Origin of the sequence: Pedococcus sp. 5OH_020 (genome assembly GCF_027812955.1) — a bacterium.
In the GTDB taxonomy this organism is placed as follows: Bacteria; Actinomycetota; Actinomycetes; order Actinomycetales; family Dermatophilaceae; genus Pedococcus.
In genome coordinates this window covers 152,219-167,872 of record NZ_JAPYZV010000009.1, presented here as the reverse complement: position 1 = coordinate 167,872, position 15,654 = coordinate 152,219, and the positions used below count along the sequence as shown (strand labels likewise).

The window sequence follows — 15,654 nt, the reverse complement described above, 5'->3', positions numbered from 1 at the left end:
ACGAACACGGCGCAGGTCAGGTAGAAGGCGACCATGACCTGGGCCAGGCTCTTGAGGGCGTCGACGCCGGTGGCGCCGACGACCGCGGCCATCGCCCCGAACGCCCCGATCGGGGCGGCGTACATGATCATCGCCATCAGCCGGAACACCAGCCGTTCCAGGTGCTTGATCCCGGCCAGGACCGGTTCCCCGGACCGGCCCAGCTTCTGTAGGGCGAAGCCGACCAGCAGCGCCACCAGCAGCGCCTGCAGCACCGACCCCGAGGTCAGCGCCGAGACCAGGGTGTCCGGGATCAGCCCGAGCAGGAAGTCCACGGTGGAGGTGTGCGCCTCCCCGACCTGCTTGCGCCCGGTGGCGGCCAGCTCCTTGGTCAGGTGCAGCCCGGCCCCGGGCTTGACCAGGTTGCCCACCACCAGCCCGATGCCCAGCGCCACCGTCGACATGGTCAGGAAGTACCCCAACGCCAGGCCGCCGACCTTGCCGACCTGCGCCGCCCGGCGCACCGAGCCGATCCCCAGCACGATGGTGCAGAAGATGATCGGGGTGATCATCATCTTGATCAGGGACACGAACCCGGTCCCCAACCACTTCAGCTTCACCCCGAACTCAGGGAACGCGAACCCGACGATGATCCCCAACACCATCGCGATGACCACCGCGATGTACAGATAATGCGTGCGGTCCCGCTTCGCGGCGGGCCGGTCGACGACGTTGTCGGCGCTGGAACTCACGGTGCTCTCCAGGGGTTTCGGTCCCCGGCGTGGCCGGGGAGGGGTGAACACGCCGATCGTGCTCCCTGCGGTGGCTAGGGTCACCTTTGTGTTCATTGAGTTCTGGGCGCGGGCGGTATGCCGGTGAGCGCACCTCGCTGGCTCACCGCACCCGCACGCTGGAGCGTTGCCGGTCAGACCTTCGCCCTCCAGGTGCTCGTGCTGCTGCTGGTGGTCGGCGTTGGCACCGCCGCGGCATACGCCCAGGCCCAACGCGCCGGCACCCAGGAGGCGACGGCTCGAGCGACCGCCGTCGCGGAGACCGTCGCCGCCACCCCGCTGGTGGTGCAGTCGGTCCAGGACCGCGATGCCGGCCACGCGCTGCAGACGTTCGCCGAGAAGGTGCGCCGTGAGACCCGCACCGACTTCGTGGTGGTCATGAGCCCCGCCGGGATCCGTTACTCCCATCCGGATCCGGCCCAGATCGGCCGAACGTTCATCGGACACATCGCCGAGGCGCGGGCCGGCGGCACCGTCGTCGAGGACTACACGGGCACGCTCGGACCGTCACGGCGAGTCGTGGTGCCGGTGCTCTCCGGACAGGGGACCCGTGTCGTGGGCCTCGTAGCTGTCGGCATACGCAAGGCAGCCGTGACTGAACGGCTGCGGGGCCAGCTCCCCGCCCTGCTGCTGGCGGGCCTGGCCGCAGCGCTGCTCTGTGGGTTCGGGACTGCGCTGGTCGCCCGTCGTATCCGGCGCCAGACGCACGGTCTGGGGGAGCAGCAGCTGCAGGACATGGTGGAGTACTACGACGCGGTGCTCCACGCCGTCGCCGAGGGGTTGATCCTGACCGACCTCGATGGAAGGCTGCGGCTCGCCAACGACGAGGCGGTCCGGCTGCTCGACCTTCCCGCTGATGCGCGTGGGCGGCCGGTCGCCGAGCTGGGGCTGTCCGCGCCGCTGGTCACCGCCCTCACCGACGGCGTCCCGCGGGAGGACGAGCTGCACGTGACCTCCGCCCGCGTGCTGGTGCTGAACACCGCCCGAGCCGAGTGGGGCGGCCGAGCCCTCGGCTTCGTCGCGACGTTGCGGGACCGGACGGACCTGGAGCACCTCACCGGCGAGCTCGACTCCGCCCAGGGCGTCACCGAGGCGCTCAGAGCCCAGGCGCATGAGGCGTCCAACCGGCTGCACACCATCGTGTCGCTCATCGAGCTGGGCCATCCCGACCGTGCCCTGGCCTTCGCCACCGACGAGCTCACGCTCAGCCAGCGGCTGACGGACCGTATCGTCGGTGCGGCCAGCGAGCCTGCCTTCACGGCTCTCCTGCTCGGCAAGGCGGCCCAGGCCAGCGAGCGCGGCATCGACTTCCGGGTCGCAGACGGCGCCACCTGGCCGCAGCACCAGACACCGGTCCGTGACCTGGTGACCATCGTCGGCAACCTCGTCGACAACGCCTTCGACGCGATTGCCGGGCGCGAGGAGAAGTGGGTCGAGGTCGGCTCCAGGGTCGACGCGGACCACGTCGTCCTCCGGGTCCGGGACTCAGGTCCAGGCCTACCGCCCGGGTCGGTGGAGGAGGCGTTCCGCCGCGGGTTCTCCACCAAGGAACAGGGCAGTGCCGGACGTCGGGGCATCGGGCTGGCACTGGTGGCGCAGTCCGTGGAGCGGCTGGGTGGGACCCTGGAGGTATCGGGGCCGCCGGGTGCCTTGTTCACCGTCCGGTTGCCGATCCGGGAGCGGTCCCGTGCCTGACCCGGACAAACGTCCCGGTCGCGTGCAGGAGTGCCGAGTCCTCGTCGTCGAGGACGAGCCGGTCGCGCTCGAGGCGCACGCGGCGTACGTCGCTCGGGTGCCGGGGTTCGTCGTGGTCGCGACCGCTGCCACCGGACGCGAGGCGATGCGCCTGCTGCAGTCCCGGCCTGTCGATGTCGTCCTGCTCGACATGCATCTGCCGGACCGACACGGGCTCGACGTGGTTCGCGCGATGCGGGCCGGCGGCCACCGTGCTGACGTGATCGCCGTGACCTCGGCGCGCGACCTTGAGGTGGTGCGGTCAGCGGTGTCGCTGGGGGTAGTGCAGTACGTCCTCAAACCGTTCGTCTTCGCGACGCTCCGCGAGCGACTCGAGGCATACCGCGCGTACCGCCTCCAGATCGGTGCGGCCACCGAGATCAACACCCAGGCGGAGGTGGACCAGGTGCTCGCGGGTGCGCGGGGCGGGGCGCCGGCCCCTCTTCCGAAGGGCATGACGGACGAGCTGCTCGGCAAGGTGTCGCGCGCGCTGCGTGGCGCGGGGGCGGGGCTGTCGGCCAGCGAGCTCGCCGACGTCGTCGGCGTGAGCAGGGTGACCGCCCGCCGCTACGCCGAGTACCTCACCGACAACCGCCTCGCCGCGCGCGGCCAGCGGTATGCCGGGGCCGGTCGACCGGAGGTGGAGTATCGCTGGGTGCGCTGAAGCTGTGACCCCGCGGTCGGACCGTGTCGCTCAAGGGCGTCGGTGTCCGGACCCTGCCTCGCACCCGACTCAGGGCGTCCGTGGGGGAACCGGGATCAGCCCGCGCCGACGGTCATACCGTCCTCACCGACCAGCACTGTGGCCCGCGAGACGCGGTCGAGGCGTTGCGCCACGCGGGCCCAGCCACCTCGGTCGATGGCGCCCGGGACGAGGTGGTGCAACACCAGGGTGCGGAGCTCGATCGATGCGAGCAGCTCGGCCAGCTGCTTCTCGGTGGTGTGTGCCCCGAACATGTGGTTCCGGAAGGCTTCCTTGACCGGCTCTGGTACCGACAGCGCGTTGATGCTGGCGACGATCGTGTCGTAGTCGATCACCTCGTGAAGCAGGACGTCGCAACCGTCGGCGAGCTCGAGCAGGTTGGGCGTCAGCGTGGTGTCGCCCGAGATCACCAGGGACCCATGGTCAGAGTCGAACCGGAAGGCGTAGGACGGCACCATCTGGCCGTGGTCCACGAGCGTTGCCCTGACCGCGACTCGGTCGTCCTCGTACACCGCGAACGGCCGCATCCCGGGTGGCGGACCGGTGAGGTTCGCGGCCACCGTTGCAGGAAGCGCGATGTCCTTGCCCACGATCACCTGGTCGATGCGGGGCGAGCCGGCGTCGAACATCCGGTCGTTGACGTCCGCGGCGTATGCCGCGAGCAGCTGGGTCACGGTCGACGCTGTGCCGGGGGTCGGGTTCGACGGGTTGAACGCCTCCGGCGCGGGCCGTCCCGGTGGGAACGGCCGCGGCAGGGCGCCACGGTCACCGGGGCCCCAGACCGTGAACGGAGCGCGCATCGTGCCGAGCCCCCCGGCGATGAAGCCCTGGACGAGGAACGTCGCCAGGTCGGTGACGTGATCGGAATGCAGATGAGTGATGAAGCCGGCACGGAAGGCGGTCAGGTCGTTCTTGCCATCCGTGGGGCCGATCAGCCCGGAGGCGAACAGCCCGGCAGCAGACCCATGTCCGGCATCGACAAGGTACCGGGCGCCCTCCACCTCGATGACGGTGCTGATGCCGCGCCGCCCAGCTGCTTGTCGCCAGATCGGGCCTCCCGCAGTGCCGACGAGAACCGCCTTCGTGCGGGCGTCGGGTCGATGGCTCCGCACGGCCAGCGTTGTCGTCGGCTCCGCTGCGCGCGCTGACGACGACGTTGCGGCCGTGAGAGCAAGAGCGGCGGCTGAGCCGAGAGCGCCGCCGAGCAGGGCTCGTCGGCCGGTTGTCGCAGGACCGTCCTGCGGGGTCCGCGCCCCGAGCTCGGACGCGTCTTCGGAAGGGTCGTTGCCGGGGCTGAAGGACGTGCACACAGTGAGCTCCTTGGTCGGTCGTGCGGCTCAGATGCGGCCGGCGATGAGGCTGTCCAGCAGGTGGACGAAGACGTCGTGCTGTTCGATCTGCGTCCAGTGCCCGCAGCGCGGGATGACGTGCAGGCTCGCGTTGGGCAGGTGCTCGGCGAGGTAGGTGCTGGCCTGGACCGGGATGATCAGGTCATCGCGGCCATGGAGGCACAGGGTCCGGTGGTCGAGCTTTGCGAGCTCGTCGTCGGTGAAGAACGGTGGCTCGGCCTGCGCGTCGAACATCGCGGCATGTGACCGGCGGACGTCGTCGCGCTCGACGTACGGCATCCGTTCGGCGACGACGCGGCCGACGACGCCCTCGAGGCTGTCCATGTCGTAGACGAAGGTCTCCAGCAGGTGCCGCAGCCTCGCGGCTGACGGATCGGCGTAGAAGGTCCGCAGATGCTGCAAGCCGGGACTGACGGGCAGCCCTGGAGCGCCGCCCGAACCCATGAGCAGCATCGTGTCGACCCGTCCAGGCTGCGCCAGCGCCATGCGCATCGCGATCATGCCGCCCATCGAGTTCCCGACGAGGTGCACCGTCCAGACGTCCAGCTCGTCCAGGAGGCGCCACAGCGTGTCGGCCTGGAGCAGGTTGAAGGCGCGCATGCCGATCGGCGGGTTCTCGGGGTGCGTCGAGTCACCGAACCCGATCATGTCGGGCGCGAGGCAGAAGAAGCGGTCTCCCATCTCCTCCACCACCGCCTCCCAGTTGGACAGCCCGGTGGCGCCGGGTCCGGAACCGTGGAGGAACAGCACGGCCGGCCCGTCCGGGTCGCCGGCCGAGTGCACCCGGTACGTCACCTCGTCGACCGTGATGTCCGTGCTCGTCACCTTCGCCATCTCCACACCTCTCTGTGTCAGTGATCGCTCCATCGATTGTGGAGCAACCGTTCCAGGGTAGACGCAAAGCGCTCGGTAGAACAGAGCGAATTTATGGTGTACCAAGGGCTGAGAAGCGTATTGCTCTTGACAACTGCGTCCTGCATGGTCTGTTCTATTCACTACAGGGAGCGTCTAACCACCATAGTGCTTCGCGGTCCCTTCACGCCGCTGACAAGGAGATCGACGATGATCCGCGAGCTGGCCTACTTCGCCGTCGCGTCGCCCCGCTTCGCGGACTGGGAGGACTTCGGCACGTCCGTGCTCGGGTGCCAGCTCGCGACACCGGGGCGGGACGGCGCCGTGCGGCTGCGGGTCGACGACGCGGTGCACCGCATCACCATTCGGCCGGGGGAGGAGGACCGGTTCCTGTATGCCGGGTGGAGCTTCGTCAACGAGGTGGAGCTGGGGGCATACCTCGCATGCCTGCGGGAGGCGGGCGTCCAGCTGACGGAGGGCACGTCAGAGGAGTGCCGAGACCGTGGCGTCGCCGGCCTCGCCTGGACGACAGACCCGTGGGGCACCCGGCACGAGTTCGTCTGGGGCCAGCAGCGCCGACCAGGGTCCTTCTGGCCCGGGCGCGCCATGTCCGGGTTCGTCGCGGACGACTTCGGGCTCGGTCACATCGTCCTCATCGTCCCGGACCTGGCCGAGGCGGACGCCTTCTACGGTGCCCTGCTCGGCTTCACCCTGTCCGACCGGGTGGACGAGGAGCACATGAAGGTGCGGTTCTACCACTGCAACGGGCGGCACCACTCCCTGGCCGTCGCGCAGGTGCCGGACCGGGTCGGCTTCAACCACCTCATGCTCGAGGTGAAGAGCCTCGACGACGTGGGCACCGGGCTGGACCGAGCTCGCGCGGCCGGGGTGCCGATCGTCCGTGGGCTGGGCCGGCACACCAACGACCTGATGACCTCGTTCTACCTCTCCACACCGTCGGGCTTCCAGATCGAGTACGGGTACGGCGGCCTCGTCGTGGACGACCGGACCTGGGTCTCGTCGACGAACGACCGCCCATCGCTGTGGGGCCACGAGCTGACCGAGTACGGCCGGGCGAACCCACCCGGGATCATGCACCCGGTGCGCGAGGCGGTGGCGCCGTGAGGTTCGCGAACAGCGCGGGCAGAGCATTCGTGCTCCGCGACGAGATCTCTGGCTGGGACCTCGCCGCCGCGAGCGAAGGTCGGTTCTCGGCTGACCCCATGCAGATGTGGTCCCGGCACGAGGAGATCAGGGCCTGGGCGCGTGATGCCGACGCGGAAGCTGCCGTGCCCGTTCGCCCGGAGGACCTGGACGCTCCGGTCCCGACGCCCGGGGCCATCGTCGCGATCGGGCTCAACTACGCCGAACACGCTGCAGAGACAGGCTTCGAGCCGCCAACGGAGCTGCCCCCGGTGTTCGCGAAGTTTCCGTCCGCCATCACCGGAGCACATGGGACGGTGACCCTCCCGGAGGGCGGCTCGACGGACTGGGAGGTCGAGGTCGTCGCGGTGGTCGGGGCCGAGATGCACCAGGTCCCCGAGGAGCGAGTGTTCGCTCACCTGGCCGGCCTCACGATCGGCCAGGACCTCTCGGAGCGCACGCGCCAGTTCTCCGGCCCGGCACCACAGTTCGGGCTCGCGAAGTCGTACCCCGGGTTCGCCCCCATCGGTCCGTGGGTCGTCTCCATGGACGAGCTCGCCGACCCGAACGACCTCGAGCTCGGATGCAGCGTCGACGGCACCGTGGTGCAGTCCGGGACGACAGCACGGCTCCTGTTCTCCATCCCCCGCTCGCTGTCCGAGCTCTCCAAGGTCCTGACGCTGAGACCGGGCGACCTCGTCTTCACCGGCACCCCCGACGGGGTCGGCATGGGAATGAACCCTCCCACCTACCTCCAGCCGGGGCAGACGTTGGAGACCTGGGTCGGGGGCATCGGGCGCATGACCCACGTCATGGCCTAGCGGCCGCCAGGCCCCGACCGCGCCAGTTCCGACAGCACTCCACCAAAGCACCATCACCAACCGGCAAAGGAGCCGACACATGTCCAGTCCACTCATCCGCCCCAGGCTGGCACGCACCCTTGCCGCTGCGGTCGGCGTCGCCGCCCTCGTCGCCGCCTGCGGTGCCGGCGAGAAGGGCGCCGCGCAGGACGCATCCGTGACCCGTGCAGGAGCAACCGCGACAGCGGGAGTCGCGAAGGCGAAGGAGCAGATGGCCGCCCTCGACGGGGCGCCCAGCTGGCCCGACTTCACGAAGCTGAGCCAGAGCCCGGACGTCAAGGGCAGGAAGTTCACGTATGTCGCGTTCGGTGACCAGGTGCCCGTCATCCACGGCATCGGGGTCGGCGTACAGCAGGCACTTGGCGCGGCCGGCGCGACGGTGAACATCTGCGACGGCAAGTTCAACCCCACCGCCGTCGCGTCGTGTCTCAAGACCGCCGGTGACGAGAAGGTCGACGGGGTCATCACGTCGTTCGTGGACTACCAGATGGCCGGGCCGGCGTTCGAGGCGCTGGTCGGCAAGGGCGTCAAGGTGATCGTGGCCGGGGTGGCGCCCTCCGGCGGTCGGAAGGCCGACAAGAACCTCGCCTTCTACGACAACACCCCACGCGTCTTCAAGCTGCACGAGGCGCTCTCCACGAGTGCGGTGGCCCTCGGTGGCGAGCAGACGAACGTCATCTGGGCCCGCCTGATGGACTCGACCACCACGCAGACGGCCAGCAAGAAGGGCATCGCGAAGTTCAAGGAGCTGTGCCCCTCCTGCGGGATCGCGACCACCGAGTTCACCACGGTCAACGTCGACAAGCTGGGCTCCGCGGTGAGCGCGGCACTCGTCGCCAACCCGAAGACGAACGCGGTCATCGTCCCGGTGGACAGCTATGTGCCGCCAGTGCTCCAGGGCATCCAGAGCGCAGGCTTCGCCGGCAAGGTCAAGGTCATCTCGTCGTCGTCCGACCTTGCCGGGCTGCAGCGCGTCAAGGCAGGCCAGCAGGCCTCCGACCTCGGCACTCCCGTGCTGTACGAGGGGTGGCGCTTCGCGCACGCGATGATGCAGCTGCTCGCCGGTGACGAGGTCACCAAGGGGGAGGAGTTCGTCAGCCGGAACTTCACCAGCTCCAACGTGAGCGGCCTGGATCTCGGCGCCCAGAAGTACCTGTCCGACGACTGGTTCGGTGGTGGCGCGTACCGGGACAAGTTCCTCGCCGCGTGGGGACAGAGCTAGAGCCATGGGAGCCCCGATGAGGCTGGAGGCGCGCGGGCTGTCCAAGACCTTCGGCCAGGCGCGGGTGCTCGCCGATGCCGACCTCGTCATCGCGCCCGGAGAGATCCACGCCCTCGTCGGGCAGAACGGGTGCGGAAAGTCGACCCTCGTGAAGATCCTCACCGGGTACCACGCCGGTGACCCGGGTGGCAGCGTCCTGGTGGACGGGCAGGCTCTGCACCTGCCCGTCCGCTGGGGCGAGGCGAGGGCCGCCGGTGTCTCCGTCGTCCATCAGGACCTCGGACTGCTGGACCAGCTCACCGTCGCGGAGAACATCGGTGTCGGGGGCTACCTGCAGTCGCGCGTCACCCGCAGGATCGACTGGACCGCCCAGAACCAGGTCGCGCGCCGGGTGCTCGACAGGCTGGGCGTCGAGCTGGCTCCGCAGACCCCGGTTGCCGCCCTCAGCGCCACGCGCCGCGCCGAGGTGGCCATCGCCCGAGCCCTCCGGGACCACGAGCCCGGTCGCGGCCTGGTGATCCTGGACGAGGCGACCCGTGCCCTTCCGCGCGAGGAGCTGGACCGGTTCCACGGCCTCCTGCGACGCGTGGTGGCCGACGGTACGGCGATCCTTCTGGTGAGCCACAACCTCGAGGAGGTGCTCCGGCTCGCGGACAAGGTGACCGTCCTGCGGGACGGCGCAGTCGCTGCCGCCGGGGCGCCGACGGCTGGGCTCACCGAGCAGGACCTCGCCCGGCACATGCTCGGTCGCACCGTCGACGCCGTCCAGCGGGAGGACCGCGAGCTGAAGACGGCGCCGGTCGCTGCTCGGGTCGAGGGCCTGACCGGGCAGGGGGTGCACGGTCTCTCCTTGACGGTCCGTCGTGGTGAGGTCGTCGGTCTGACCGGTCTGCCCGGCACCGGCTTCGAGGCCGTCCCCAAGCTTCTCACCGGCGCGACGCGTCCTGACGCGGGCACCCTCACGACGGAACGCGGAACGGTCGACCTGACGCGCGCAGACGTGGCGACCTGCCTCGCGACCGGTGTGGCGCTCGTCCCCGAGAAGAGGATCTTCGAGGGCCTGGCACTCGAGCTGAGCATCCGCGACAACCTCGCGGTGCCGAACCTGCGGCGCAGAGGCACGCCATGGTTCGTCGGTCGCCGCTGGCAGGACCGCACTGCCCGCGACGCGATCAGCAAGCTGAGCATCCATACCCGCTCGGCCACGACGCTGACCAAGCAGCTGTCCGGCGGCAACCAGCAGAAGGTCCTCGTGGCCAAGTGGCTCTCGGTGAGCCCCGACCTGCTGGTGCTGCACGAGCCGACGCAGGCGGTGGACGTCGGAGCACGGGCCGACATCCTGCGCACGCTGCGCGCCACTGCCGCGGACGGGGTGGGCGTCCTCCTCGTCAGCATCGAGCCCACGGATCTCGTCGACGCGTGCGACCGCATCCTCGTCGTCGGGCGGGATGGTGCGGTGCGCGAGCTGCGGACCCGCGAGGCCGACGACGTCCTCGACGCCATCTACTCCGAGACCATCACGACCGCGAGGGCATCATGACCAACACCTCCAACCTCAGCTCGGCCGAGCGTGTGGCCAGCGACGCCGAGCTCGACGATCGCATGATCAGCGACAGCGGACAGCACAACAGCCTCGCGCCCCCCTCGGGCCGGAGGGGGCTGGTCGGCCGCCTCCAGCCGGCATGGCTTCAGGGGCGGTACCAGCCGGCATGGCTGCGCACCGTCACCAGCAGGTATGCCCTCGTGCTCGTGTGGGCGGTGATGACAGTCGTCTACCTGGTGCTCATGCCCAACCGCTTCGGCTCCATGTCGACCGTCTCGTCGATCTTCGGCTCACAGCAGGTCCTGGTGTTCCTCGCCATGTCCGCCATGATCACCCTGGTGGTGGGCGAGTTCGACCTCTCGATCGCGTCGGTGATGGGCATCGCGGCGACGCTCATCCCGGTCCTGACGTCGAACCGCGGCTGGAACATCTGGGCGGCGTGTGCCTTCGCACTTGCCGTGTGCCTGGTGGCAGGGGCGGTCAACGCGTTCTTCGTCGTCGTGATGGATGTCTCGAGCTTCGTGGTGACCCTCGGGATGGGCACGCTGCTCATGGGCCTGGCCCAGGTGGTGTCCGGCTCCACCATCGTCTCGGTCAACAGCCCGTCGCTGAGTGCCTTCGCCCTCCACGAGGTGTTGGGCATGCCGGTCTCCTTCTTCTACGGCGTACTGCTGGCCGTGGTCCTCGCGTACGTGCTGGGGTGGACTCCGCTGGGACGCGGGATGCTGTTCGTGGGCGCCAACCCTGAGGTCGCCCGGCTCGCCGGGATCCGGGTGCGCCGGATCCGGGTCGGCTCCTACCTCGCTGGTGCGCTCCTCGCAGGGCTCGCAGGCGTCATGCTGGTCGCCACTGTCGGTGGCTTCGACTCGTCGTCGGCCGCCACGTACCTGCTCCCGGCGCTCGCGGCCGTCTTCCTCGGCACGGCGGTGGTGCAGCCCGGAATGTTCAACCCCCTCGGCACGCTCATCGCCATCTACTTCCTGACCACCGGCATCTTCGGTCTGCAGCTGCTCGGCTTCTCGGGCTGGATCCAGAACGTCTTCTACGGCACGGGTCTGGTCATCGCGGTGGCGCTGGCCAAGGTGGTCCGGGACCGCTCCACTGCCGACTGAGCTTCGACTCACCAACGACCCAGACCCGCACCACCCAGGGAGATCCGTCATGCACGACGCCACGAGGTACGTCCTGGAGCACGCCGAGGAGCTGCGCGCCGAGGTCTCGGCCAGCGACGAGCTCGGCCGGCTCACCGACCGGACCGTGGAGCTCCTGCGCGCCTCCGGCGGAATGAAGCTGCTCCAGGCGCAGGACTGCGGTGGTCTCCAGGCCCACCCGGTCGACTTCCTCGACTGGGTGATGGCCGTGGGGGAGAACCACCCGTCGGCCGGCTGGGTCGCCGGGGTCGTCGGGATCCACCCGTGGGAGATCGCCATCGCCGACCCGCGGCTGCAGAAGGAGGTCTATGGCGCGGACCCGGAGACCTGGGTCGCCTCACCGTATGCTCCGATCGGGCGTGCGCTCCCGGTCCAGGGCGGGTTCCGCCTCACCGGCCGTTGGCCCTACTCGACGGGTACCGACCATGCGGAGTGGGTGGTCCTCGGCGGGATGGTCGCCGACGACCAGGGCCGACCGGTGTCACCTCCCGACGTCCGGCACTTCGTCCTTCCGCGGCCGGACTACGAGGTCCTCGAAGGCACCTGGAATGTCATGGGGCTCGCCGGCACGGGATCCAAGGACGTGGAGGCGCGCGACGCCTTCGTCCCGGACTACCGCGTGCTCGACGGCGCCAAGGTCCGCGACAACTCCTACAGCAACGCCACGAGGCCCGGATCGGCCCTCTATGCCATGCGGTTCGGGCTGATGTTCCCCTTCGCCATCGCGGCTGGGACGTTCGGCATCGCCCGCGGGGCGGTGAACGCGGCATACGCCCACATCGAGAAGCGGGTCTCGACGCAGGGCAGCGTCTCCAAGACGGACCCGTTCGTCCTCGCGGCGCTTGCGCGGGCCGAGTCCGACGTGGAGGCGAGCATCTCGCACGTCCGCACGATCGTGTCCGCTCATTTCGACACCGTCGCCGCGGGCGGCGACATCACCGTGAAGGACAGACTGCGGTTTCGCCGCGACCAGGTCCGCGCGACCGACCGCGCGATGGAGGCGGTCAACGACCTCTACCGGCTCATGGGGTCCTCGGCCATCCAGAAGTCGTCGGAGCTCGAGCGGTACTGGCGCGACCTGCAGGTCGCCTCGACCCACGTGTGCAACGCCCGCGAGGCGTGCTACCTGGCGTGGGGCCTCGACGTGTTCGGCGGGGAGATCCCGCCGACCGCCCAGTACTGACCTGCGACGAGACGAACGACGCACACCCTTGTCAGCCAGGCACTTCTGGTTTACATTCGCTGTAGTGGTTACTACAGAGATTGACGCGGTGTATCACCCCTACTCTCCGAGAGGAAACTCAGCAACGATGCTGACACTGGAGGCAACCGGTCAGACGGTCAAGACCAAAGACTGGAACATCCACTACACCCAGTCCGGAGATCCGGCGGCGCGCGCCGTGGTCCTCCTGCACGGATCGGGTCCGGGTGCCACCGGCTGGAGCAACTACAAGACCAACATCAGCGTGCTCGCGGAGCACTTCCACGTCATCGCGCCGGACATGCCCGGCTGGGGCGCCTCCGACCCTGCGACCAGGGACCGTCAGGACCACGCCCTCGCGGCGGTGCAGCTGCTCGACGCCCTGGGCATCGACAAGGCCGCCTTCGTCGGCAACTCCATGGGCGGCATCACGACCCTGCGCCTGGCGACCGAGTACCCGGAGCGCGTCAGCCATGTCATCACGATGGGCCCTGGATCGGGTCTTCAACCGAAGCTGTTCAGCCCGGGCGGTGGGCTGTCCGAGGGGATGAAGGTCCTTGTCGAGGCCTACCGCGACCCGTCGCCGGCCTCGATGAAGAAGCTCGTCCAGGTCATGACCTACGACTCGGAGAGGTTCGGCACCGACGAGCTTGCGGTGGAGCGGGCGGATGGAGCGCAGTCCCGGCCGGAGCATCTCGCCAACTACCTCACCGGCCTGGGGCAGGGCGGCCCTATCCCCAAGTGGTTCCGGCTCGAGGACCTCCCCAAGGTCGAGGTCCCGACCCTGCTCATCCACGGCCGGGACGACCGCGTGGTCGGCTTCGAGAACTCGCTGGTCCTCCTGGCGCACATCCCCAACTCACGGCTGGTCGTGCTCAACCGGTGCGGCCACTGGGCGCAGGTGGAGCACGCCGACGAGTTCAACCGGCTCGTCACCGAGTTCATCACCCACAACTGACCCTGCGTGCTCCTCACCACCGCACGTCGCGGCCGGTGACCGGAAAGGACAACCCATGACCGACGTTCTCGGCAACATCACTGCGGCAGCGCGGGCGCTCGGCGACGAGTCCGTGCCGAGCGACCAGCTCGGCAGGCTGACCGACCGCAGCGCCGCGGCCCTGCGGGACACCGGAGTGATCCGGATGTACCAGCCACGCGAGTACGGCGGGTACGAGGCCCACCCGGTCGAGTTCATGGAGGCTGCGATGGCGGTCGCGGCCGCCTCGCCCTCGGCAGGCTGGGTCACCGGCGTGGTCGGCGTGCACCCCTGGGAGATCGCCATGATGGACCCGCGGCTCCAGGAGGAGATCTGGGGAGTCGACCCCGACACCTGGACGGCCTCGCCCTACGCACCCTTCGGCAGGGCGAAGCCCGTCGACGGTGGCTTCCTCTTCACCGGACAGTGGCCGTACTCCACCGGCACCGACCATTCCGACTGGGTGATCCTCGGTGGCATGGTTGCGGGTGAGGACGGCCAGCCCGTCATGCCGCCGGACATCCGACACTTCGTCATCCCCCGCAAGGACTACGAGATCGTCGACGGGTCCTGGAACACCCTGGGCCTGAAGGGCACGGGCTCCAAGGACGTCCGGATGCAGGATGTCTTCGTCCCGGACTACAGGGTCGTCGAGGCGCTTCGGATGCACGAGGGCGACTTCGAGGACCGCCAGCCCGGCAAGGCGCTCTACCGCCTGAAGTTCCCGGTGGTGTTCTCTGCCGCCATCAACAGCGGGACGATCGGCATCGCCCAGGGGGCCCTCGACGTCTACCGCGAGTACATGCTCAACCGCGTGTCCGCCGACGGCCGGGTGGCGAAGGCGGACCCGATCCAGCTGGCCGTGTACGCCGAGACCGCGGCCGACGTGGCGGCCTCGCGCTCGCACCTGCTGAACGACATGAGGGAGCTGTACGAGTACGTCGACAAGGGTGGCGAGGTGACGTGGTCGCAGCGGCTCACGGCTCGCCGCAACGGCGTCCGTGCCGTACGCCGGGCCGTGGACGCAGTGGACCGGCTGTACAAGCTCAGCGGTGCGCAGGCCATCCACGAGCGGCTCCCCAACGAGCGCTACTGGCGTGACCTGCAGTCCGGCCTGAGCCACATCTGCAACGTCGCCGAGACCATCTACGTGGCCTGGGCGAATGACGACTTCGGCGCGGAGCGACCCGTCCCGCCTCCCTTCGCCTGACCCCAGTCCACTCCGTCCCACAGGAGATCACCATGATCAAAGCCCTCGCCTATCTGGGCGTGAACTCGCCGAACCACGAGCAGTGGCCGGCCTTCGCGACAGAGTTCCTCGGTGCCCAGCTGGCCGACCCCGGCCCCGATGGAGCAGTGCGCATCCGCATCGACGACGCCGTCTGGCGGATCCAGGTACATCCCGCGGACCAGGACTCCGTCGCCTACTTCGGCTGGCAGGTCGACCACGAGGAGGATCTCGACGTCGTCATCGCCGCGCTCGCCGACGCGGGCGTCACCGCGACCCGGGGCGGCCAGGACCTCGCCGAGGCCCGGAACGTCAACCAGATCATCAGCTTCGACGACCCGTGGGGTTTTCACCACGAGGTCGTCTGGGGCCAGGAGACAGCCATCGGGACGTTCCTTCCCGGACGTCCGATCTCGGGCTTCGTCACCGGACAGCAGGGGCTGGGCCACGTCCTCCTCCTGATGCCGGACATCGAGAAGGGCCACGAGTTCTTCAGCGGCGTCCTCGGCTTCGAGCTCTCGGACAAGATCATCGTGCCCGGCCGCCTCAACGCCCGCTTCTACCACGTGAACGCGCGGCACCACACCCTCGCCCTGGGCGAGTGCCCACCAGGAGTCGCCGGCTTCAACCACCTCATGCTCCAGGTCCGGTCGATGGACGACGTGGGAACGGCATACGACATGGTCGAGGAGAAGAACATCCCGCTGACGCTCAGCCTCGGCCGGCACAGCAACGACAAGATGTTCTCCTTCTACTTCTCGACCCCTTCCTCGTTCCACATCGAGTACGGGTACGACGGCGTCGAGGTCACCGAGGACTGGGTCCCGCGGGTGCACAACAAGAGCGCCATCTGGGGGCACGTGTTCCAACCCGAGGCCGCACAGCGCGCGCCTGGCATCATGCACGCGCTGGACGCCTGAGG

14 protein-coding genes are annotated in these 15,654 nt (G+C 69.2%); 11 read left to right on the top strand and 3 right to left on the bottom strand.

Annotated elements, in window-relative coordinates:
* Nucleotides 1–731: cation:dicarboxylate symporter family transporter (locus tag PHA84_RS17105; RefSeq protein WP_270889347.1), on the bottom strand; the 731-nt coding region annotated here is incomplete at its 3' end.
* 117 nt (nucleotides 732–848) lie between these two features.
* Here PHA84_RS17105 and PHA84_RS17100 point away from each other — a divergent pair.
* Together PHA84_RS17100 and PHA84_RS17095 are read left to right on the top strand one after the other, a co-directional pair.
* Nucleotides 849–2,465, top strand: a complete 1,617-nt coding sequence (locus PHA84_RS17100) for a sensor histidine kinase (protein ID WP_270889346.1) — start codon at nucleotides 849–851, stop codon at nucleotides 2,463–2,465.
* Nucleotides 2,458–3,168 carry a response regulator gene (locus tag PHA84_RS17095; protein WP_270889345.1) on the top strand — a complete coding sequence of 237 codons (711 nt, stop codon included), beginning with the start codon at nucleotides 2,458–2,460 and terminating at the stop codon, nucleotides 3,166–3,168. Before PHA84_RS17100 ends, PHA84_RS17095 begins: the two co-directional genes overlap by 8 nt.
* Nucleotides 3,169–3,263: 95 nt before the next feature.
* Here PHA84_RS17095 and PHA84_RS17090 read toward each other — a convergent pair whose 3' ends face one another.
* Together PHA84_RS17090 and PHA84_RS17085 are read right to left on the bottom strand one after the other, a co-directional pair.
* Complete coding sequence (locus PHA84_RS17090) at nucleotides 3,264–4,517, bottom strand: MBL fold metallo-hydrolase (RefSeq protein ID WP_270889344.1); 1,254 nt, start codon at nucleotides 4,515–4,517, stop codon at nucleotides 3,264–3,266.
* Nucleotides 4,518–4,544: 27 nt separating this feature from the next.
* Entirely contained in the window at nucleotides 4,545–5,390 is an 846-nt protein-coding gene (locus tag PHA84_RS17085) for an alpha/beta fold hydrolase (RefSeq protein ID WP_270889343.1), read from the bottom strand.
* A gap of 228 nt (nucleotides 5,391–5,618) precedes the next feature.
* Between PHA84_RS17085 and PHA84_RS17080 the strand changes: the two genes are divergently transcribed.
* The 9 genes from PHA84_RS17080 to PHA84_RS17040 all read left to right on the top strand — a co-directional run bounded on the left by PHA84_RS17080 (nucleotide 5,619) and on the right by PHA84_RS17040 (nucleotide 15,652).
* The gene (locus PHA84_RS17080; RefSeq protein ID WP_270889342.1) at nucleotides 5,619–6,533 is read left to right on the top strand and encodes a VOC family protein; all 915 of its coding nucleotides are present in this window, start codon (nucleotides 5,619–5,621) and stop codon (nucleotides 6,531–6,533) included.
* Nucleotides 6,530–7,372: a fumarylacetoacetate hydrolase family protein gene (locus PHA84_RS17075; protein ID WP_270889341.1), complete on the top strand. Its 843-nt coding sequence runs from the start codon at nucleotides 6,530–6,532 to the stop codon at nucleotides 7,370–7,372. Before PHA84_RS17080 ends, PHA84_RS17075 begins: the two co-directional genes overlap by 4 nt.
* Before the next feature lie 79 nt (nucleotides 7,373–7,451).
* Nucleotides 7,452–8,633 (top strand): sugar ABC transporter substrate-binding protein, encoded by a 1,182-nt coding sequence (locus tag PHA84_RS17070; protein WP_270889340.1) that lies wholly within the window; start codon nucleotides 7,452–7,454, stop codon nucleotides 8,631–8,633.
* A 16-nt stretch (nucleotides 8,634–8,649) separates the two neighbouring features.
* A complete protein-coding gene (locus tag PHA84_RS17065; RefSeq protein WP_270889339.1) occupies nucleotides 8,650–10,173 on the top strand; it encodes a sugar ABC transporter ATP-binding protein in 1,524 nt (507 codons plus the stop codon).
* Complete coding sequence (locus PHA84_RS17060) at nucleotides 10,170–11,288, top strand: ABC transporter permease (RefSeq protein ID WP_270889338.1); 1,119 nt, start codon at nucleotides 10,170–10,172, stop codon at nucleotides 11,286–11,288. The genes PHA84_RS17065 and PHA84_RS17060 overlap by 4 nt, the downstream gene beginning before the upstream one ends.
* Nucleotides 11,289–11,337: 49 nt before the next feature.
* Entirely contained in the window at nucleotides 11,338–12,510 is a 1,173-nt protein-coding gene (locus tag PHA84_RS17055) for an acyl-CoA dehydrogenase family protein (RefSeq protein WP_270889337.1), read from the top strand.
* A gap of 127 nt (nucleotides 12,511–12,637) precedes the next feature.
* The gene (locus tag PHA84_RS17050) at nucleotides 12,638–13,486 is read left to right on the top strand and encodes an alpha/beta fold hydrolase (protein ID WP_270889336.1); all 849 of its coding nucleotides are present in this window, start codon (nucleotides 12,638–12,640) and stop codon (nucleotides 13,484–13,486) included.
* Nucleotides 13,487–13,541: 55 nt separating this feature from the next.
* Entirely contained in the window at nucleotides 13,542–14,714 is a 1,173-nt protein-coding gene (locus tag PHA84_RS17045; protein ID WP_270889335.1) for an acyl-CoA dehydrogenase family protein, read from the top strand.
* A 32-nt stretch (nucleotides 14,715–14,746) separates the two neighbouring features.
* Nucleotides 14,747–15,652: a VOC family protein gene (locus tag PHA84_RS17040; RefSeq protein WP_270889334.1), complete on the top strand. Its 906-nt coding sequence runs from the start codon at nucleotides 14,747–14,749 to the stop codon at nucleotides 15,650–15,652.
* Nucleotides 15,653–15,654: the final 2 nt, after the last annotated feature.